Source organism: Lysobacterales bacterium, assembly GCA_014946745.1.
In the GTDB taxonomy this organism is placed as follows: domain Bacteria; phylum Pseudomonadota; class Gammaproteobacteria; order Xanthomonadales; family Xanthomonadaceae; genus Aquimonas.
Genome location: JADCRD010000001.1, coordinates 1,664,570 through 1,684,258, shown reverse-complemented (window position 1 = coordinate 1,684,258; position 19,689 = coordinate 1,664,570). Strand labels below are relative to the sequence as shown.

16 protein-coding genes are annotated in these 19,689 nt (G+C 67.4%); 14 read left to right on the top strand and 2 right to left on the bottom strand.

Annotated elements, in window-relative coordinates; translation table 11 throughout:
* Position 1 precedes the first annotated feature (1 nt).
* Complete coding sequence (locus H4O13_06510) at positions 2–1,714, bottom strand: exodeoxyribonuclease VII large subunit (protein MBE5315040.1); 1,713 nt, start codon at positions 1,712–1,714, stop codon at positions 2–4.
* On the opposite strand from H4O13_06510, the gene H4O13_06505 reads away from it, so the two are divergent.
* Both H4O13_06505 and ispG read left to right on the top strand, forming a co-directional pair.
* Complete coding sequence (locus H4O13_06505) at positions 1,713–3,398, top strand: hypothetical protein (protein MBE5315039.1); 1,686 nt, start codon at positions 1,713–1,715, stop codon at positions 3,396–3,398. The genes H4O13_06510 and H4O13_06505 overlap by 2 nt on opposite strands.
* The gene (gene ispG / locus H4O13_06500; protein MBE5315038.1) at positions 3,399–4,622 is read left to right on the top strand and encodes a flavodoxin-dependent (E)-4-hydroxy-3-methylbut-2-enyl-diphosphate synthase; all 1,224 of its coding nucleotides are present in this window, start codon (positions 3,399–3,401) and stop codon (positions 4,620–4,622) included.
* Between the two features lie 151 nt (positions 4,623–4,773).
* On the opposite strand, the gene H4O13_06495 is transcribed toward ispG, so the two are convergent.
* Positions 4,774–5,670 (bottom strand): GGDEF domain-containing protein, encoded by an 897-nt coding sequence (locus H4O13_06495; protein ID MBE5315037.1) that lies wholly within the window; start codon positions 5,668–5,670, stop codon positions 4,774–4,776.
* A 240-nt stretch (positions 5,671–5,910) separates the two neighbouring features.
* Between H4O13_06495 and serC the strand changes: the two genes are divergently transcribed.
* The 12 genes from serC to galU all read left to right on the top strand — a co-directional run bounded on the left by serC (position 5,911) and on the right by galU (position 19,511).
* Positions 5,911–6,996: a 3-phosphoserine/phosphohydroxythreonine transaminase gene (gene serC, locus H4O13_06490; GenBank protein ID MBE5315036.1), complete on the top strand. Its 1,086-nt coding sequence runs from the start codon at positions 5,911–5,913 to the stop codon at positions 6,994–6,996.
* Between the two features lie 179 nt (positions 6,997–7,175).
* Entirely contained in the window at positions 7,176–8,336 is a 1,161-nt protein-coding gene (locus H4O13_06485; protein ID MBE5315035.1) for a phosphoglycerate dehydrogenase, read from the top strand.
* Complete coding sequence (gene pheA / locus H4O13_06480) at positions 8,336–9,538, top strand: prephenate dehydratase (protein MBE5315034.1); 1,203 nt, start codon at positions 8,336–8,338, stop codon at positions 9,536–9,538. The genes H4O13_06485 and pheA overlap by 1 nt, the downstream gene beginning before the upstream one ends.
* A 14-nt stretch (positions 9,539–9,552) precedes the next feature.
* Positions 9,553–10,857: a 3-phosphoshikimate 1-carboxyvinyltransferase gene (gene aroA, locus H4O13_06475; protein ID MBE5315033.1), complete on the top strand. Its 1,305-nt coding sequence runs from the start codon at positions 9,553–9,555 to the stop codon at positions 10,855–10,857.
* A 42-nt stretch (positions 10,858–10,899) separates the two neighbouring features.
* Entirely contained in the window at positions 10,900–11,580 is a 681-nt protein-coding gene (locus H4O13_06470; GenBank protein MBE5315032.1) for a (d)CMP kinase, read from the top strand.
* A 212-nt stretch (positions 11,581–11,792) separates the two neighbouring features.
* On the top strand, positions 11,793–13,466 hold the full coding sequence (rpsA, locus tag H4O13_06465) for a 30S ribosomal protein S1 (protein ID MBE5315031.1): 1,674 nt from the start codon (positions 11,793–11,795) through the stop codon (positions 13,464–13,466).
* Between the two features lie 197 nt (positions 13,467–13,663).
* The gene (locus H4O13_06460; protein ID MBE5315030.1) at positions 13,664–13,957 is read left to right on the top strand and encodes an integration host factor subunit beta; all 294 of its coding nucleotides are present in this window, start codon (positions 13,664–13,666) and stop codon (positions 13,955–13,957) included.
* Between the two features lie 277 nt (positions 13,958–14,234).
* On the top strand, positions 14,235–14,510 hold the full coding sequence (locus H4O13_06455) for a DUF1049 domain-containing protein (GenBank protein MBE5315029.1): 276 nt from the start codon (positions 14,235–14,237) through the stop codon (positions 14,508–14,510).
* A complete protein-coding gene (gene lapB, locus H4O13_06450) occupies positions 14,507–15,679 on the top strand; it encodes a lipopolysaccharide assembly protein LapB (protein ID MBE5315028.1) in 1,173 nt (390 codons plus the stop codon). Before H4O13_06455 ends, lapB begins: the two co-directional genes overlap by 4 nt.
* A gap of 35 nt (positions 15,680–15,714) precedes the next feature.
* Complete coding sequence (locus tag H4O13_06445) at positions 15,715–16,698, top strand: lipopolysaccharide biosynthesis protein (GenBank protein MBE5315027.1); 984 nt, start codon at positions 15,715–15,717, stop codon at positions 16,696–16,698.
* Positions 16,692–18,578, top strand: a complete 1,887-nt coding sequence (locus H4O13_06440; protein ID MBE5315026.1) for a polysaccharide biosynthesis protein — start codon at positions 16,692–16,694, stop codon at positions 18,576–18,578. The genes H4O13_06445 and H4O13_06440 overlap by 7 nt, the downstream gene beginning before the upstream one ends.
* A gap of 24 nt (positions 18,579–18,602) precedes the next feature.
* Positions 18,603–19,511 (top strand): UTP--glucose-1-phosphate uridylyltransferase GalU, encoded by a 909-nt coding sequence (gene galU, locus H4O13_06435; protein ID MBE5315025.1) that lies wholly within the window; start codon positions 18,603–18,605, stop codon positions 19,509–19,511.
* Positions 19,512–19,689 lie beyond the last annotated feature (178 nt).

Here is a 19,689-nt window from a genome sequence, read left to right as displayed (position 1 = left end):
GTCAGGCCGAGTCGCAGCGCAGGCTGAGCTCACCGTCCGCGAGGCGCGCGGTGAGACGCTGGCCGGGCAGGGCGTCCGCGCGACGCGCAAGCACCTGGCCGCTGTCGGCGTCCAGCAGGATCGCGTAGCCGCGACCCAGGGTCGCCAGTGGGCTGACCGCGGAGAGCGTGCGTGCGAGCAGATTCGCGCGCAGCCGCTGAGCGTGCATCCGTCGCTCCAGCGCGCTCTGCAGGCGTGAGAGCAGCGCCCTTGTACGCTCGCGTTCACGGCGCAGGCGCAGCGCGGGATTCTGCTGATCGAGTCGCTGGCCGAGGCGCAGGCTGCGCTGGGCGAGCCGTGCACGGGCTCGCGCTTCGGATTCCGGCAAGCGTGCAGCGGCCGCCAGCAAGCGTTCGCGCAGACGCCGCAGACGCAGCGCCGGTGCTTGCGCCCGCAGGCGGAGTTCAAGCTGGTCAAGACGTTGGCCGACGCGCTGAGCGCGCTGCGTCTGGCTGAGCTGCGCCCGGCTGCGCAGCTGGGCCAGGCGGGTGCGCAGCTCGGCTTGGTCTGGCACCAGCAGTTCGGCAGCGGCCGAGGGCGTGGGCGCGCGCAGATCGGCCACGAAATCGCTGATGCTGAAATCGATTTCGTGACCGACCGCGGAGACCAGCGGCGTGCGCAGTGCGGCGATACAGCGCGCCAAGGATTCGTCGTTGAAGGCGAACAGATCCTCGAGAGAGCCGCCACCGCGGGTCAGCAGCAGTGCGTCGTAGCGTTGACTGGCGTCCGCGCGCTCAAGCATTGCCCGAATCTGCGCCGGCGCGTCCTTGCCCTGTACCGGCACCGGCAGCACCTCGACCTCGATGAGCGGAAATCGTCGCGCCAGCACGCTCAGCACATCGCGCACCGCGGCTCCCGTGGGCGAAGTCAGAACGCCAAGCCTTCGCGGGGGCACCGGTACGCGGCGCTTGCGTGCGTCCGCGAACAGGCCCTCGGCTTCCATGCGCGCACGCAGCGCCTCGAACGCGCGGCGCAGAGCGCCCTCGCCGGCGGGCTCCATGTGTTCGGCGATCAGCTGATAGTCGCCACGCGGCTCGTACAGCGAGAGTCGACCACGCACCAAGACCTGCTGACCGTCCTGGGGCGTGAAAGCCAGCCGCAGGCTGCGCTGCTTGAACAGCGCGCCGCGCACCTGGGCGCGGGCGTCCTTGAGGCTGAAATACAGATGCCCCGAGGCCGGTCGCGAGACGCCGGACAGCTCGCCCTCCACCCACACCAGCGGAAAAGCGCCCTCCAGCAGATCGCGGGCAAGCGCGTTGAGGCTGCTCGGCGTCAGGCAGGGCGGCGTAGCGGAGTGGGGCGGGTTCGGATTCAAACGTCGCGTGCGCAGATACGGGGCCCCGCATGCTAACCGCAGTGCGCGCCCTCCGCATGCGCATCGAGCGCGCTGTCTTGGCGCGGTGTCGATGTTTCGACGCGCATTCTCCCGCCGGGCGGCAACGACCTTGCATTGCCCTTGGGTGAGTGTTCCGCGCGCATCGCCTGCAGGCCCCGCCGGTTGCGGAGACCTTGCAGTCGGCCCGTGCCGCCGTCGGGCGGGTCGCCGCGGGCCGTGCCGACGGAAGCCAGTCACCCCGCTGCTAGACTGCCGGCCGGCGCGCGGGCAGGCGGGCAGGCCCAACCCGAACCCGCGTCCGTGGACACCCGATCGGCCTACGAGGATCAGTGCACGCATGTCAGAGCCGTATCAGCAGTTGGGAGAGCAGCTTCCCGAGCGTTCCAGCGCCGCCGTTGGCAGCTTTCCTTCGGACGCCAAGGCCGTAGCGCGTTGGGTGGAGGAGCTTCCTCGAGCAAACCCGCAGGTCACCCTGGCGCGCCTCGCGGATGCTTTCGTCCAGCTGCGCCAGCGCGCCCTGCAGGGCAACCAGCGCGCAGTGATTCTGGATCTGATTCGGCCGGCGGTGCTGGAGGCTCTGCAATTCCTTGATCGACAGCTGCAGACCAGTTCTTTCCCGCTCTCCGTGCAGGCGTCGCAGGCGGCCGAGGCCTGCCTGAACCTGCATCGCGAACTCGCCAACGGATACCGTGCGGCCTCCCAGGAGACCTTGGCGCCGGCCGGGGCGGTGTCCTTCCTGCGCCGTGGTTCAGTCTCGCAGCTGCTGCTGCGCGCGGCACTGCACCATGCGCGCCTGCTGTCGCTGTGTTACTTCCTGTATCGCATGCCGCTTCCCGGCACCTGGTTTGGCCTGCACTCGGTGTACCGCTTCGCACGCTCCGCAGGGCTCGCCAGCAAGACCGTGGCCGAGCCGTCCGAGGCTGGGGCCAGCAGCGTCGAACAGGTGTACCTGCAGTCGGTGCTGCTCGCACTGTCCAATCCTTTCCGCTTCAGTCAGAGAGAACAGAGCGACCTGTGGCCGATCTGCCGCCATCTGGTGGGCGAGCTTGAGCTGAAGGAGGCTCAAACCGGCAAGGAAGATTTCGCCTTGCCGGTGTCTACCGACCGGGGCCCGGGGTACATCCCCGAGGAGCGCGAGGCCGCTGCCGCGCAGGTGCTGTGGCTGGATCTGACGCCGTTGCGCAGCCAGCTTGAAGGCCCCCTGCAGAGTGTGGGAGTTGAACAGCTCCACCTCAGGCTCAAGCGTCAGCGCAAATCGATGGACGCTCCCGCCGAGCTTCTGCGGCGTCTGCGAGCGGGCTGGGGAACTGCCGCCGCACGCAGGGCCAGACGTCTTGGCGCCACGCATTCGCTGGATACGGTCATCGGGCTATCGGGCTTGCACTACTTTCTGTCCGGCGAGCAGGACTTCGATGCCTTCATGCACCAGGTCACCGGCCATCGCGTGGGTGCTGCTCCACACGCCAGCTGGGCCCAGGCCACCCAGGAGACGGTGAAGGCGAGCCGCGTGCGCGGTCAGGTGCTGGACCAGAGCTTGGGCGGCTACCGTCTGCTGTGGCCGCGCGAGACCGGCATTCGCATCCGCGTGGGCGAGGTGCTGGGCTTGACCATCGCGCACGAGGAGGACGACCCGCTTTGGATGGTCGGCGTGGTGCGCTGGATGCGCTATCACGGTGATGGCTCGGTGGACGCAGGGATCGAGCTGCTCGCGCGTCGCGCGGCTGCGGTGGGATTGCGAACGCTGGATCTGCTTGGCACGCCCAAGCCACCGCAGCGCGGCATCGCCTTGCGCTGGCTGCGCGAGCCGGAGAGCCCGTCCCAGCATTTGCTGGCGCCCGCTCTGATCGACGTCAACGCAGGTCGCATCGAAGTCGTCGGCCTTCCTCTCGATCAGGATGGGCTCGAATCAACGCCGGGCATCGAGACGGTATCCTTTCGCGGGCTTGCGGCGGTGGAACAGGCGGGTGACTACGTCCTGCTTCGCGCCGACCGCTCTCCCGCCCCTGAAAGCCCGGTGATCTGAATGTCCGAAGTGCAAGTGATCGAGCGTCGGCGCACGCTCCGCGCCCGCGTGGGCGGCGTTGACGTGGGCGGCGGTGCGCCCATCGTGGTGCAGTCGATGACCAATACGGACACTGCCGACGTCGCGGCGACGGCCAAGCAGGTCGGCGAGCTGTGGCGTGCCGGCTCCGAGCTGGTGCGCATCACGGTGAATACGCCGGAAGCCGCTGCCGCCATCCCCCGCATACGCGACAGGCTGGCGATGATGGGCATCGAGGTGCCCCTGATCGGCGATTTCCACTACAACGGTCACAAGCTGTTGGCGGACGAGCCCGCGTGCGCCGAGGCGCTGGCCAAGTACCGCATCAATCCGGGCAACGTGGGCTTCGGCCGCAAGCGCGATACCCAGTTCGCCCAGTTGATCGAATTCGCGATCCGCTTCGGCAAGCCGGTGCGCATTGGCGCCAACTGGGGTTCGCTCGACCAGGACCTGGCGGCGCGATTGATGGATGAGAACGCCGAGCGTGCCGAGCCCTGGGACGCCGCCCGCGTGCTGCGCGAGGCCCTGATCCGCTCGGCGCTGGACTCGGCTGAGCGCGCCGTCGAGATCGGCCTTTCGTCCGAGAACATCATCCTGTCCTGCAAGGTCTCTGGCGTGCAGGATCTGATCGCGGTGTATCGCGATCTCGCCCGACGCTCTCAGTTCCCGCTGCATCTCGGCCTGACCGAGGCTGGCATGGGCTCGAAGGGCATCGTGGCGTCGACAGCGGCCCTGGCGATCCTGATGCAGGAAGGCATCGGTGACACGATTCGTGTGTCGCTGACGCCGGAGCCGGGGCAGTCGCGCACCACGGAAGTAGTGGTCGCGCAGGAAATGCTGCAGACACTCGGCCTGCGCGCCTTTACCCCGCTGGTCACCGCCTGCCCGGGCTGCGGCCGCACCACCAGTGAGTTCTTCCAGGAGCTGGCGAAAGAAGTGCAGGAGCATGTGCGCGGGCGCATGCCGGAATGGAAACTCAAGCATCCCGGCGTCGAGAATCTAACGCTGGCGGTGATGGGTTGCGTGGTCAATGGCCCCGGCGAGAGCAAGCACGCCAATATCGGTATCTCTCTGCCCGGCACCGGCGAAGCCCCGGTGGCCCCGGTTTTCATCGACGGCGAGAAGGCGACGACGCTCAGAGGTGACAGCATCGTCGCCGAGTTCATCGGCATCATCGAGGAGTATGTGGATCGGCGGTATCGGTGAGGCGGGGATTGGGGATTGGGGATTCGTCAGAGCGGGCGAGGCTTAGCTCAGCGACAGCTCGATCATCATCAAGCCGTAGACAAAGCGCGGCCGTCAGCCCACCGAATGCGCTCTTTCGAATCCCCAATCCCAAATCCCCAATCCCGGCTCCTCAGGCTTCCACACACACCCGGTTTCGCCCTTCGTCCTTGGCCCGATAGAGCGCCGCATCGGCTGCGCGCATCAGGCGTGAACGGTCGCCGCGATCGGGCCGCAGTTCGGCGATGCCGACGCTGACCGTGATGTGCTGGGCTTCACCGCCCGGGTGGAACAGCGTGCCCGCCACAGCGCCGCGGAACTGCTCCGCAAACTCTTCGGCGCCAGCCACGGCGGTTTCCGGCAGCAGCACCGCGAACTCTTCGCCGCCGATGCGCGCCGCCAGGTCCTCGCGGCGAACCTGGCCCCGCAGGATCGAGGCCATCTGCTTCAGCACGCTATCGCCCGCGATGTGTCCGTAGCGATCGTTGACGGGCTTGAACAGATCGACATCGACGATGCAGAGACTCAAGGGGCGGCCGTGCCGCAACGCGCGCGCGATCTCAATGTCGACCTGCTCGGCGAAGTGGCGCCGGTTGTAGAGGTCGGTCAGCGGGTCGTGGGTGGCGAGCTGGTAGACCTCTTCGTGATATCGCGCTTCCAGGCTGGCGTGGCTGATGAACTTCAGCAGGATCTCGCCGACGGTGATGTGGTCACCGTCAGTCAGCAGCGCTTCGGCGCAGGGCTGGTCGTTGACTCGCGTCTGATTGGTCGCACCCAGATCGCGCAGGCGGTAGTTGTCTCCCTCGCGCCAGACCTCGCAGTGGCGGCGCGAAACGCTCGGATGCGGGATATGCAGCTTCGCCTCAGGCGCGCGCCCGACGAGCACCGGGTCCAACTCGACGTCGACTCGCTTGCCCAATCCCTCGCCGTGAATGACCACCAGACAGGCGGCGCGCTGCTGGGTGGGAGCCGCGGGCCCCGGGCTCAGCACCGTCCGCTGGGTGGTGGGATTGTCGAAGGACGGAGCCATGGAGTCAGCGAAGTGGGCGGAAATCGGTCGCAGGGTAGCACCGCGATGCCGCTGCCGAGAACCTTTGCGGGGCGAGAGCCGGGGGGTGTTCCGCACTGCGCCGTGCGGGCTGGACGGGCCGCCATGGAGGCGCTGGGCGACGACTTTGCACATGCCCGCCATCGCCCTTTCGTGCTGCAGGGCAGCATGCTAGCCTCCGGCGGATTCACGGTTTCTTCCCATCCTGTGGAGCCCCCGAGCATGTCGCGTACCTACAACTTCAGCGCCGGCCCCGCCGCGCTGCCCGAACCCGTGCTGCGCCAAGCGCAGGAAGAACTCCTTGAGTGGGGCGGCGAGCGCGCCTCGGTGATGGAGGTCAGCCACCGCGGCGCGGCCTTCGTGGCCGCAGCGGAAGAAGCCGAACGCGACCTGCGCGAGCTGCTCGCGGTGCCGGCGAACTACAAAGTGCTGTTCCTGCAGGGCGGTGCCACCCAGCACTTCGCGCAGATTCCGATGAACATCGCTTCGCCCGAGCGCAGTGCGGATTACATCGTCACCGGCGCCTGGGGTCAGAAGGCCGTCTCCGAGGGCAAGCCCTACGTCAAGACCCGCGTGGCCGCCAGTTCGGAAGCAGGCAACTTCACTGCGATTCCCGCGCGCAGCGAGTGGCAGCTTGGCGACGATGCGGCCTACGTGCACTACACCCCGAACGAAACCATCCACGGCGTCGAGTTCCACCAGACGCCGGACACCGGCGGCGTGCCGCTGGTGGGTGATTTCAGCTCGACGATCCTCTCGCGGCCGATCGACATCGCCCGCCACGGCATCGTCTACGCCGGCGCCCAGAAGAACATCGGCCCCTCGGGCCTGGTCGTGCTGATCGTCCGCGAGGATCTGATCCCGGCACCGCCGGCGAATATCGCCAAGGTGCTGAGCTACGCCGCCCAGGCCAAGGATGGCAGCATGCTCAACACCCCGCCGACCTTTTCCTGGTATCTCGCGGGCCTCGTTTTCAAGTGGCTGAAGCAGCAGGGCGGCCTCTCCGCCATGGCCGAGCGCAACCGCGCCAAGGCCGAGCTCATCTATGGCGCCATCGACGGTTCCAACGGCTACTACCGCAACCCCGTCGAAGTCTCCGCGCGCTCGTGGATGAACGTGCCGTTCACCCTGCACGACGACGCGCTCGACAAGCCCTTTCTGAAGGAGTCCGAGGCCGCTGGCCTGCTGGCCCTGAAGGGGCATAGGGCGGTCGGAGGCATGCGCGCCTCGATCTACAACGCCATGCCGATCGAGGGCGTGCAGGCCTTGGTCGATTTCATGGCCGACTTCGCCAAGCGCCACGGCTGAGGTCGTAGCGCGCGCGGTTGCTGACCGCGCGCGCGGGAACGGCAAGGCGGCGCGCTGATCCTCAACCGCGTGCCGCGCGGCTCCTCGTTCCGAATTCTCCTTTGCCGACCGCGCGCAGCGTGGACAACGCTGCGCGGGTCGAGACTCACCGTCTTTCTCCTGCCAGGCCGTCCTCGCCCATGTTCAAGATCCAGACCCTCAACAACATCAGCCGCATCGGCCTCGACCGCCTGCCGGCCGACCGCTATGAAGTCGCCACCGAGATGGCCCAGCCCGACGCGGTGCTGGTGCGTTCGGCGGACATGCACAAGCTCGACATCCCTGCTTCGATCAAGGCCATCGGCCGCGCTGGTGCCGGCACCAACAACATTCCGGTCGCGGCGATGAGCGAGCGCGGCGTGCCGGTGTTCAACGCGCCCGGCGCCAATGCCAATGCGGTGAAGGAGCTGGTCATCGCCGGCATGCTGCTGGCCGCGCGCAATATCAGCGAGGCCCTGGGCTTTGTCGCCAAGCTGCGCGAACACGCCGACCCGCACCACGCCATCGAGGCCGAAAAGAAGCGCTTCGCCGGCTTCGAGCTGGCCGGCAAGACCCTGGGCGTGATCGGTCTGGGCGCGATCGGCGTCAAGGTGGCGAACGCCGCGCGCGCACTCGGCATGCGCGTGGTCGGTTTCGACCCGCACATGACGATTGACGGCGCTTGGCAGCTGTCCTCCGATGTGGTGAAAGCCGGCAGCTTGAACGAGCTGTTCGCGGCGTCCGACTTCATCAGCTTCCACGTGCCGCTGAACGACGCCACCCGCGGCATCTTCGGCGCCTCGGCGCTGGAGGCCGCCCGCCGCGGCGTGGTGCTGCTGAACTTCGCCCGCGAGGGCATCGTCGATCCGCAGGCCCTGCGCAAGGGGCTGGAGAGCGGCGTGATCGGCCACTACGTCAGCGATTTCCCGAGCGTTGATCTGGTCGGCCATGCGCGCGTGATCGCGCTGCCGCATCTGGGGGCTTCCACTGCCGAGGCCGAAGAGAACTGCGCGGTGATGGTCGCTGACCAGATCCGCGACTACCTCGAGAACGGCAACGTGCAGAACTCGGTGAACTTCCCCAACACGCGCATGGCGCGCGAGGGCAAGGCTCGGCTGTGCATCGCCAATCGCAATCGGCCGAACATGATCGGCCAGCTCTCGCATCTGCTGGGCGAGGCCGGCTTCAACATCGCGCAGATGCACAACGCTTCGCGCGGCGAGCTGGCCTACACCCTGCTCGACGTCGATTCGCCGGTCGATGCCTCGGTGGTGGCGAAGATCGCCCGGGTCGACGGCATCCTGTCGGTGCGGGTGGTCTGATGGCCACGCGCAGGCAGGCGGGGCAGGGAGGCAAGCCGCCTGCCGCGCCGAAGAACGCCAAGGCTGCGGCGAAGCCGACTGGCAAGCGCGCGGCCAAGGTCGAGTTGCCCGAGTCGACTGCTCTGCCGCCTGCGCTGGCGCAGGCGCGCGAACGCATCGACAGCATCGACCAGAACATCCAGAACCTGATCGCCGAACGCGCCAAGTGGGCGCAGCAGGTCGGTCGCGCCAAAGGCCCGCTCAAGGCCGCGGTGGACTACTACCGCCCCGAGCGCGAAGCGCAGGTGCTGCGCAAGGTGGTTGACCGCAACGACGGCCCGCTGCACGACGAAACCCTGGTGCGCCTGTTCCGCGAGATCATGTCGGCCTGCCTCGCGCAACAGGAGCCGCTGCGCATCGGCTTCCTTGGCCCCGAGGGCACCTTCAGCCAGCAGGCGGTACACAAGCACTTCGGGCATTCGGCCCACGGCATGCCGCTGTCGAGCATCGAGGAAGTGTTCCAGGAGGTCGAGGCCGGCAATGCCGATTTCGGCGTGGTGCCGGTCGAGAACTCCGGCCAGGGCACCATCCAGTCGACGCTCGACATGTTCCTGACCTCGAAGCTCAAGATCTGCGGCGAAGTCGAACTGCGTGTGCATCAGTATCTGTTGAACCGCTCTGGGCGCCTTGAGGACATCGAGCGGATCTACTCGCACCCGCAGTCGCTGGGGCAGTGCAAGACCTGGCTTCGCCAGTATCTGCCGAAGGTCGAGAAGCTGCCGGTGGTCAGCAATGCCGAAGCCGCGCGACGCGCTCGCACGGCCGATGATGCCGCAGCGATCGCCGGTGAGTCGGCGGCGCATGTGTACGGACTGAAGGTCGTCGCCGGTCCGATCGAAGACCGCCCCGACAACACCACACGTTTCCTGGTCATCGGCCGTGAGCTGTTTCCGCCTTCCGGCCACGACCGCACCTCGCTGCTCGTGTTCGTGCGCGACCAGCCAGGCGCGCTCTACAACGTGCTGCGTCCGCTGGCCGAGCACGGCGTCAGCATGAACCGCATCGAGTCGCGGCCTTCGCACGAGGGCAAGTGGCAGTACGCCTTCTTCATCGACATCGCCGGTCATGTCGATGACGTGCCGGTGCGCGCGGCGCTCTCCGAGCTGGGCGAGTTCGCGTCGCAGGTGCGGATCCTCGGCAGCTATCCGGTGGCGGTGCTGTGAGCGGGGCGGGCGGTGTGTACCGCGCCTCACGTGCGGCGCGCGGTCTGCAGGGCCGCATTCGCGTGCCCGGCGACAAGTCGGTCAGCCACCGCGCGGTGATGCTCGCGTCGCTTGCCGAAGGTGCCAGTCACATCAGCGGGTTTCTGGAAGGTGAGGACACCCGCGCCACCGCCCGTGCGTTCGCGCAAATGGGCGTCCGCATGGACGCCCCCGAGGCGAGCGTGCGTATCGTCCACGGCGTTGGCCTGCACGGGCTGACGGCACCGGCCGCGGCCATCGACTGCGGCAATGCGGGCACCGGCATGCGTTTGCTCGCCGGCCTGCTGGCGGGGCAGGGCTTCGACAGCGAACTCGTCGGCGATGAATCCTTGAGCCGTCGACCGATGAATCGTGTTGTGCTGCCCTTGCGGCAGATGGGCGCGGCGATCGACACCGCCCCCGAGGGGCGACCGCCGCTGCGCATCCGCGGCGGCTCGGCACTGCAGGGCATCCGCTATGAGCTGCCGGTCGCCAGCGCGCAGGTGAAGTCGGCTCTGCTGCTGGCCGGTCTCTATGCGCAGGGCGAAACCGAGACGATCGAGCCGCACCCGACCCGCGACTACACCGAGCGTATGCTCACGGCCTTCGGCGTCGACATCGACTTCGAGCCCGGTCGTGCTCGCCTGCGCGGCGGCCAGACGCTGCGTGCGACCGAAGTGCAGGTGCCGGCCGATTTCTCCTCAGCCGCTTTTTTCGTCGTCGCCGCCAGCCTGATCCCTGGCTCGGACCTGCTGATCGAACAGGTCGGCATCAACCCGCGTCGCACCGGTCTGCTGGAAGCGCTGCGGCTGATGGGCGCAGACCTCACCTTGGAGAACCCCAGCGAGCACGGCGGTGAGCCGGTGGCGGATCTGCGCGTGCGCCACGCGCGACTTCGCGGAGCGGTGATCCCCGAGCACGTCGTGCCCGACATGATCGACGAGTTCCCGGCGCTGTTCGTGGCGGCTGCCTGCGCGGAAGGTGTCACCACGGTCAGCGGCGCCGCCGAACTGCGGGTCAAGGAGTCCGACCGCATCAAGAGCATGGCCGAAGGACTGCAGAGCTTGGGCGCTCGCATCGAAGAGCGGCCGGACGGCGCGATCATCGAAGGCGGTGCCCTTCGGGGTGGCACGGTCCACGCCCGCGGCGACCATCGCATCGCCATGAGCTTCGCGATCGCCGGCCAGCTCGGCACGGGCGAGGTGCGCATCGAGGACTGCGCCAACGTGGCGACTTCGTTCCCCGGTTTCGTGCAGCTCGCGCAGGGTTGTGGCTTCGAGATCGTCGAAACACCGGGCTGATCGCGGCTAGGCCGGCATCGCCCCAGCCGCTAAACTGTGCGAATGACCACGAATGCTCCGACCCCTCCGCCCGTCCTGACCATCGATGGCCCTTCGGGCTCCGGCAAGGGGACGGTGGCGAGGGCGGTGGCCCGGCAGCTGGGCTGGCATTTTCTGGATTCGGGCGCGCTGTACCGCGCGGTCGGCCTCGCGGCCGGTTGGCATGACCTCGATCTCAGCGACGCGGCCGCGCTTGAGCGACTTGCCCGCGAGACCGCGGTGCGCTTCGAGGAGCGTGACGGCAGCGAGCCCCGTGTGTTCGTCGATGGCGTTGATGCGACCGATGAGCTGCGCACCGAGACCGCTGGCGCCGCCGCTTCCGCGATCGCGGCGCTGCCGCCCGTCCGTGCCGCGCTGTTCGACAAGCAGCGCGCGTTTCGCCGTGCGCCGGGGCTGGTGGCGGATGGGCGTGACATGGGGACGGTGATCTTTCCCGACGCCCCCCATAAGGTCTTCCTCACCGCCAGCGCGGCCGAGCGCGCCGATCGTCGCTATAAGCAGTTGAAGGATAAGGGCCTCGCGGTTACACTCGCCGGTCTGCTGGAGGAGATTGTCGCGCGCGATGCGCGTGATGCCGAACGCACCGTGGCCCCCCTGAAGCCCGCAGCCGATGCGGTCCTCATCGATTCCACCGGCGTTCCCGTCGACACCGTGATCGAACGCGTGCTCGCCGTGCTGCGCTGATTGGGCGTAGCTGCGCGGGCTTGGTTCGCGCCGGGCCGCCCGACCTTCCCTGCAGCAGAAACCCCAAGCCCCGAGCCATGAAGGCACGGGATCAACCACAGATGTCCGATAGCCAGCCTGATGCGTCAGGAGGCTCGAAGGGCGTCGCACAGCCGGTGGCCGGCGCAAGTTTTGGCGCGTCAGGCCGTGTGTCCAACCTGGAAACCAACCCCATGACCGAAAGTTTTGCTGAACTGTTCGAGCAGAGCGAAAAGCTCTCCAAGCTCAAGCCGGGCGCCATCGTTGTCGGCACCATCGTCGAGATCCGCTCCGACGTGGTCGTCGTCAACGCAGGCCTGAAGTCCGAAGGCATCGTCCCGATCGAGCAGTTCAAGAACGAACAGGGTGAGATCGAAGTCGCTGTCGGCGACGAGGTCAAGGTCGCACTCGACTCGCTCGAGAACGGCTTTGGCGAGACTGTCCTGTCCCGCGAAAAGGCCAAGCGCTCCCTGGTGTGGGACGAGCTCGAGGAAGCCCTCGAAGCCAACGCCACCATCACCGGTCGCATCAGCGGCAAGGTCAAGGGCGGTTTCACCGTCGACATCAAGGATGTGCGCGCCTTCCTGCCGGGCTCGCTGGTGGACGTGCGCCCTGTGCGCGATCCGGTCTACCTCGAAGGCAAGGACATCGAGTTCAAGATCATCAAGCTCGACCGCAAGCGCAACAACGTGGTCGTCTCCCGCCGTGCGGTGGTCGAGAGCGAGTACAGCGCCGAGCGCGAGCAGCTGCTGGAGCGCCTGCAGGAGAACGCGGTGGTCAAGGGTGTGGTGAAGAACCTCACCGACTACGGCGCCTTCGTGGACCTCGGCGGCATCGACGGCCTGCTGCACATCACCGACATGGCGTGGAAGCGCGTGCGTCATCCGTCCGAAGTCGTCAACGTCGGCGACGAGCTGGACGTTCGCGTGCTGAAGTTCGATCGCGAGCGCAACCGCGTCAGCCTGGGTCTGAAGCAGCTGGGCGAGGATCCGTGGGAGAACATCGCCCGCCGTTACCCGAACGGCTCGCGCATCTTCGGCAAGGTCAGCAACGTGACCGACTACGGCTGCTTCGTCGAGATCGAACCGGGCGTGGAAGGCCTGGTGCACGTCTCCGAGATGGACTGGACCAACAAGAACGTCAATCCGTCCAAGGTGGTGCAGGTCGGTGACGAGACCGAGGTTATGGTGCTGGACGTCGATGAAGAGCGTCGCCGCATTTCGCTCGGCATCAAGCAGTGCACCTCGAACCCCTGGGAAGCCTTTGCCGCCATGCACAAGAAGGGCGACAAGGTCGAGGGCCAGATCAAGTCGATCACCGACTTCGGCATCTTCATCGGTCTCGACGGCGGCATCGACGGTCTGGTGCACCTGTCAGACATCAGCTGGAACGCCACCGGCGAAGACATCGTCCGCAACTTCAAGAAGGGCGAGAACGTCGAAGCCGTGGTGCTGGCAGTCGACCCCGAGCGTGAGCGCATCTCGCTGGGCATCAAGCAGCTGGAGCAGGATCCGTTCGGCCAGTTCATGGCCGCGAATCCGAAGGGCAGCATCCTGACCGGCACGGTCAAGGAAGTGGACGCGCGCGGCGCGACCATCGAGCTGGCCGACGGCATCGAGGGCTATCTGCGCGCTTCCGATATCGCCAAGGAGCGTATCGACGACGCGACCCAGCACCTGCGCCTCGGCGACAAGGTCGAAGCCAAGTTCATTGGCATGGACCGCAAGGGCCGCACTCTGCAGCTGTCGATCCGCGCCAAGGAAGAGGCCGACTTGCAGGACGTCCTGGACGAGTACCAGAACGCCGCCGGCGGCACCACCAAGCTGGGCGCGCTGCTGCGCGAGCAGCTGGGCAACAAGGGCGATTGACGCCTGAGCGTGCGCCCCGGCTGCGCGTGCGCGTGGCCGGGGCGCACTGTCGAATGGCGCTTCTGTTTCGACGGTCCCTGCCTTTCGATTTCTGCGCGGGCAGCCGCTTCCTGCGGCTTTCCGAGCCTGTCCGGATGGCGCAGCGTCCATCCACGGAGCGCCGCGATTGCCGCGGCCTTCCCGACCTGAGCGGTTCCATGACCAAGTCCGAACTCATCGAAGCCCTGGCAAGCAAGCAGTCGCATCTGAAGGCCGACGACGTCGACCTGGCGGTGAAGACGCTGTTGGAACAGATGAGCACCGCGCTCGCCACAGGCGAGCGCATCGAGATTCGCGGCTTCGGCAGCTTCAGTCTGCATTTCCGCCCGCCGCGCGTGGGCCGCAACCCCAAGACCGGCGACTCCGTGTCCCTGCCGGGAAAGTACGTCCCGCACTTCAAGCCGGGCAAGGAACTTCGCGAGCGCGTCAACGACGGCAACGCCAAGCTCTGAAGCGCCACAGCGGCGAATCCACCTAGGGCTGGTGAGGCCCTTGACCGCGGACGGCGTCAGCGCTGTGCGCCGACCAAGCTCGCATCGGGTTCAACGAACGCGCCCGTGTTCGCACAGGGCCAGCGCGCTTGGCTGAGGCGGCCGAGTCGATCTTGATGCGCGCTGTGCGGGGCCTGCGAGGGCTCGATTGGCAGGTGCGGGGGATCCGCCGGCCTCGTCTACAATCCCGGCCTACGCGGCGCCGATGCCTGCGTGAAGCGTCCCCTTCGGAGTCCGCATGCGCATCCTGCTCATCCTGCTCGCACTTGGCCTGCTTGGCTTCGGCTTTGCGTTCGGCGCGCTCAACCCGGCGGAAGTGGCGATCGACCTGTTCGGGCTATCGATCTCGCTGCGTCTGGGATCGGCACTGTTGCTTGCGGCCTTCGCTGGCGCCTTTGCGGCCGGCAGCGTGCTGACCCTGCTCGTGATTTTGCCGTTGAGGCGGCGCTTGAAGCGCGCCGAGAGCGAAGCGCGCATCGCCGCAGAGGCCAGTGCGCGGGCTGCAGCAGCGTGACTGAGTTTCTGCTGCTGTTCCTGCTTCTTCCGGTCGCCATGGCCTGGGGCTGGTTTGCGGGTCGCCGCGCCGCCGAGCGCGCCGGTGGACATCGCGTCAGCCGTCTGTCGACGCGCTACTTCCGCGGCCTCAATTACCTGCTCAACGAGCAGCCCGACAAGGCCATCGAAGTGTTCCTGCAGATCGCCGAGATCGACAGCGACACGGTCGAAACCCATTTCGCTCTGGGCAATCTGTTCCGTCGACGCGGCGAAGTGGATCGTGCAATCCGCATCCACCAGAACCTGATCGAGCGCACCACCCTGACCGACGAGCAGCGCGTGCAGGCGGTGTTGGAGTTGGGTGAGGACTACATGCGCGCCGGTCTGCTTGATCGTGCAGAGACGCTGTTTGCCGACCTTGTCCGCCTCGGCGAACAGGCGCCGCAGGCCTTGCGCCATCTGCTGGTGATCTACCAGGCCGAGCGCGACTGGGAGAAAGCCATCGAGCACGCGCAGCGTCTGGAAGCGGCCACCGGCGAACCCACCGGACGCCTGGTTGCGCACTTTCAGTGCGAACTCGCTGATCGCGCCCGCCGGCAGGGGCGCGTTGCCGATGCTCGCGTCCATCTGGCCGAGGCCTATGCGGCCGAGGCCAACTGCGTGCGCGCGGGCCTGATCGAGGGGCAGATCGAGCTGGCCGAGGGCAGGGACGCGCTGGCAGTGCGCGCCTTTGAGCGCGTTGCGCGGCACGAACCAGAGATCCTGCCCGAAGTGTTGAAACCGCTGCTTACCGTCTACGAGCGGCAGGGCGAGCGCGCACGGGCGCGCGCGTTCTTGTCCGAGATGACGGAGCGCTATGCCGGCGTGGCCCCGGTGCTCGCTCTGGCGCGCCTCATCCGCGAAGACGAGGGCGACTGCGCGGCCGTCGAGTACCTGAGCGAAACGCTGCGCCAGCGGCCTTCGGTGAAGGGCCAAGTGGCCCTGATCGAACTGGGCACCGCGCGTCCGCCCGAAGAGGCGATGCCGATCCTGCGCGTGCTGGAGCAGACCACCGGCCATCTCGCGTCGAGTGTGCTGACCTACCGCTGCAACCGCTGCGGTTTCGGCGCGCGCCAGCATCACTGGCAGTGCCCGAGCTGCAAGAGCTGGAGCAGCGTGCGTCCGATCCACGGCCCTGCGGGCGACTGATGCTGGTGCAGTTCGTCCCGGTCGGATCGCCTGCGATGGCCGCTTTGCTGCTCGCGGTGGCGGTGTCTTCGGCTGCGCTTTGCCGCCTTGCGCTGGCCTACGCGCAGCGGCGCGGTCTGCTGGATGCGCCGGGCCGCAGGCGCTCGCATCAGCAGGTCACTCCGCGCGGCGGTGGCATCAGCTTCGTGGTGGTCACCGCGCTGCTGGCGCCGCTGCTGCTGCCCGATCCTGGGCTGGCGCTGCACTTCAGCGTCGGCCTGCTGGCGATCGGGGCGATCGGCTGGTGGGACGACCATCGCCCGCTGTCGGCGCGACTCCGCCTGCTGGTTCATGTGCTGGCTTCCGCGCAGTTCCTGTGGGTGCTGCAGGGGCAACCGGCGGACGTTGCGGGCCTGCTGCAGTTCGCGCTCAGCCTGTTCTGGCTGGTCATGCTGGTGAACTTCTGGAACTTCATTGACGGCATTAACGGCCTGGCCTCGCTGCAGGCGCTGATTGCTGCTGGCCTGTACGCGGGGCTGGCACAGGCGGCGGGGCTGCCCGGTCCGGCCCTGCTGATGCTCGCGCTGTGCGCGGCGCTGCTGGGCTTCTTGCCCTTCAACCTGCCGCGCGCGCGCCTGTTCATGGGCGATGTCGGCAGCGGAGCCCTGGGCTTCGCACTCGGTGCCTTCGCCCTGCTGCTGCTGCCCAGCGTGCGTGAGCCCTGGCTGCTGCTGCTGCCGGTAACGCCAGTGCTGGCGGACGCCGGGTTGACCTTGGTCAAGCGGATGCTGCTCGGGCGCCGCTGGTATGCTGCCCACCGGGAACATCTGTACCAGTGGTGGGTCCGACGCGGTGCCAGCCACGTGCGCGTCAGCCTGGCCTACGCCGCCTTCAGCCTTGTGGTCATCCTGCCTTCCATGATCCTCGCCCTTGAACAGCCTGCGCTGCGCCTGCCGATCACACTCGGAGCGTATGCCCTCGCGGTGGCGTGCTGGCTGTGGGGCAGGGCGCGTCTGCGCCGGAGAACGCGCGGATGGTGAGTCGGGTAGCGGGCTTGATCGGGCGGGTGCATCCCCGGCTTGCAGTGGTGCTGCACGACCTTCTGATGGTCTGGGCGGCGTGGCTGATCTCGAACGCGCTGCGCTTCAGTCTCGCGCCGAACGCACCGCCGTTCACGCTGTTTCCGCCCGAACTGCCGGTCGTCCTGTTGGCGCAGGGCGTTGTGTTGTGGTGGACAGGCCTGTACCGAGGTCTATGGCGTTTCGCCAGTCTGCCCGACCTTTGGAACATCGCGCGCGCCTGTCTGTTCGGCGCGCTGGCGGTATTCAGCGCGTTGTTTCTGCTGACGCGCCTGGAGAATGTGCCGCGCACGGTGCTCGCGCTGTATCCGCTGACATTGCTGGTCTGCCTTGGCGCACCGCGTTGGCTCTACCGCTTCTGGAAGGACAGCCGCTACGGCGGCGCACCGCGTCTGCAGCCGCTGCGCGTTCTGGTCATCGGTGCCGGCAGCGCTGGCGAAGCCTTGGTGCGCGATCTGCGCCGCGAGGGGCGTTTCCGGCCCGTTGGCTTGATCGACGACAACCGCGCGCTGCGCGGAGCCAAGGTGCACGGTGTGCCGGTGCTGGGCGAGATCGCACAGCTCGCCGAGATCGCTCGCGAAGTCGCCGCTGAGATGCTGCTGATCGCTATGCCCTCTGCCAGCAACCAGCAGATGCAGCGCGCGGTGGAAAGCTGCGAGGACAGCGGCTTGCCCTTCCGCACGGTGCCGCGCCTGCAGGACGTCATCGAAGGGCGTTCCAGCTTCAACCAGCTCAAGGAAGTGGCGATCGAAGACCTGCTCGGCCGCGATCCGGTCGCGCTGGACTGGACCGCCATCCGCACCGGCCTATCGGGCAAGCGCGTGCTGGTGAGCGGTGGCGGCGGATCGATTGGCTCGGAGCTGTGCCGTCAGGTGGCACGGCTAGGCGTGTCCTCGCTGATCGTGCTGGAGCAATCCGAGTTCAACCTGTACCGCATCGAGCAAGAGCTTCGCGGAGAGTTTCCGGAGCTGCTTGTCGTGCCCGTGCTGGGCGACTGCGGCGATCCGGCCGTCGCCGAATACGCCTTGGCCGAGTTCCGTCCCGCGCTGGTCTTTCATGCCGCTGCCTACAAGCACGTGCCCCTGCTGGAAGGCATGGTGCGCGAGGCCGTACGCAACAACGTGCTGTCGACCCAGGTGCTGGCGCAGGCCGCGCTCAGACATGGCGTCGGCAGCTTCGTGTTGATCAGTTCGGACAAGGCCGTCAATCCGGCCAACGTGATGGGCGCCAGCAAGCGGCTGGCCGAGCTGCTGTGTCAAACCCTGCAAGGCCAGGGTGGCACGCGCTTTGTCACGGTGCGCTTTGGCAATGTCCTCGATTCCGCTGGCAGCGTGGTGCCGCTGTTCCGCGAGCAGATCCGTCGCGGCGGGCCGGTCACGGTCACGCATCCGGAGATCACGCGCTATTTCATGACCATTCCCGAGGCCTGCCAGCTGATCCTGCAGGCCGCCACGCTGGGCGAGGGCGGCGAGATCTTCGCGCTCGACATGGGACAGCCGGTCAAGATCCAGTACCTCGCCGAACAGATGATCCGGCTTGCCGGCAAGCGTCCGGGTGAAGACATCCGCGTCGAATTCACCGGCCTGCGACCCGGCGAGAAGCTCTTCGAAGAGCTCTTCCACCCGCAGGAGGACTACCAGCCCACGCGGCATCCCAAGATCATGCTGGCGCAGCCGCGCGAGCTGGCGGCGCAGTCGATCCAGCAGCAGCTGCTGCGACTGCGCCAGGCCAGTCAGCAGTACGACTCGGCGCAGATGCTGGAGATCCTGCAGCAGCTCGTGCCTGAGTTCCGCCGCAGCGATGACACGTCCTCCGTGGTATCGCTGCATCGCGTTTCCTGAGACTTCAAGAACACATCCACTTCCATGACCCAACGCATTCGCAAGGCCGTGTTTCCCGTTGCTGGGCTCGGCACTCGTTTCCTGCCCGCGACCAAGACCGTGCCGAAGGAGATGCTGCCGATCGTCGACAAGCCGCTGATCCAGTACGCGGTGGACGAGGCGATCGAGGCCGGCTGCGACACCCTGGTGTTCATCACCAACCGCTACAAGCATGCGGTGGCCGACTACTTCGACAAGGCTTACGAGCTGGAGCAGAAGCTCGAGCGCGCGGGCAAGCAGGAGCTGCTGGACGTGGTGCGCGGCGTGCTGCCGCCGCATGTGCGGGCGATCTTCGTGACCCAGGCGGAAGCGCTGGGCCTCGGCCACGCGGTGCTGTGCGCCGAGCCGGTCATTGGCAATGAACCGTTTGCCGTGCTGCTGCCCGATGACCTGATCTGGAACGCCAGCGGCCCAGGCGCACTGAAGCAGATGGCTGACCTCGCCGAGCGCGAGCAGGCCAGCGTGATCGCCGTGCAGGACGTGCCGCGCGCGCAGACCTCGAGCTACGGCATTGTCGCTACCGACGGCTTCGAGGGCCGATCGGGGCGCATCCACGCCATGGTCGAGAAGCCCAAACCCGAAGTCGCGCCGAGCACGCTGGGCGTGGTCGGTCGCTATATCCTGGGGCCGGGAATCTTTGATGCGCTACGCGCCACCACGCCGGGCGCTGGCGGCGAGATCCAATTGACCGATGCGATCGCCGCGCGGCTTGCCGGGCACCGCACCCTGGCCTATCACTTTGAGGGCACGCGCTTCGACTGCGGCAGCCACATCGGCTTGATCCAAGCGACGATCCGCTTTGCGCTGGACCACGAAAAGCTGAGCTCGGCCGCGCAGAGCTTCATGCGGCAGACCTTGGAAGAGCTCTCGCACAGCCAGTCGCCGCTCGACTGAGCGACGCCTTGGCGTCGACTGGGAGGCCGCCTTACGGACAGGGCGCGCGGCACCCGCCGGCGAACCTTCTGCGCTGTGCGGGTGGACTCGAGGGCGGCGGAGCCATGGGTACGGAACGCTTGCCTGTGAGCGCCCGTTCGCGCATTTTGCGCCCGTCTATGAACGAGGCGGGGGCGTG

Excerpts from the sequence above, each read along its gene's own strand:
- H4O13_06505 (MBE5315039.1), top strand. The coding sequence starts at position 1,713 with ATGTCAGAGCCGTATCAGCAGTTGGGAGAGCAGCTTCCCGAGCGTTCC.
- H4O13_06510 (MBE5315040.1), bottom strand. The coding sequence starts at position 1,714 with ATGCGTGCACTGATCCTCGTAGGCCGATCGGGTGTCCACGGACGCGGG.
- ispG (MBE5315038.1), top strand. The coding sequence starts at position 3,399 with ATGTCCGAAGTGCAAGTGATCGAGCGTCGGCGCACGCTCCGCGCCCGC.
- H4O13_06495 (MBE5315037.1), bottom strand. The coding sequence starts at position 5,670 with ATGGCTCCGTCCTTCGACAATCCCACCACCCAGCGGACGGTGCTGAGC.
- serC (MBE5315036.1), top strand. The coding sequence starts at position 5,911 with ATGTCGCGTACCTACAACTTCAGCGCCGGCCCCGCCGCGCTGCCCGAA.
- H4O13_06485 (MBE5315035.1), top strand. The coding sequence starts at position 7,176 with ATGTTCAAGATCCAGACCCTCAACAACATCAGCCGCATCGGCCTCGAC.
- pheA (MBE5315034.1), top strand. The coding sequence starts at position 8,336 with ATGGCCACGCGCAGGCAGGCGGGGCAGGGAGGCAAGCCGCCTGCCGCG.
- H4O13_06470 (MBE5315032.1), top strand. The coding sequence starts at position 10,900 with ATGACCACGAATGCTCCGACCCCTCCGCCCGTCCTGACCATCGATGGC.
- rpsA (MBE5315031.1), top strand. The coding sequence starts at position 11,793 with ATGACCGAAAGTTTTGCTGAACTGTTCGAGCAGAGCGAAAAGCTCTCC.
- H4O13_06460 (MBE5315030.1), top strand. The coding sequence starts at position 13,664 with ATGACCAAGTCCGAACTCATCGAAGCCCTGGCAAGCAAGCAGTCGCAT.
- H4O13_06455 (MBE5315029.1), top strand. The coding sequence starts at position 14,235 with ATGCGCATCCTGCTCATCCTGCTCGCACTTGGCCTGCTTGGCTTCGGC.
- H4O13_06445 (MBE5315027.1), top strand. The coding sequence starts at position 15,715 with ATGGCCGCTTTGCTGCTCGCGGTGGCGGTGTCTTCGGCTGCGCTTTGC.
- H4O13_06440 (MBE5315026.1), top strand. The coding sequence starts at position 16,692 with ATGGTGAGTCGGGTAGCGGGCTTGATCGGGCGGGTGCATCCCCGGCTT.
- galU (MBE5315025.1), top strand. The coding sequence starts at position 18,603 with ATGACCCAACGCATTCGCAAGGCCGTGTTTCCCGTTGCTGGGCTCGGC.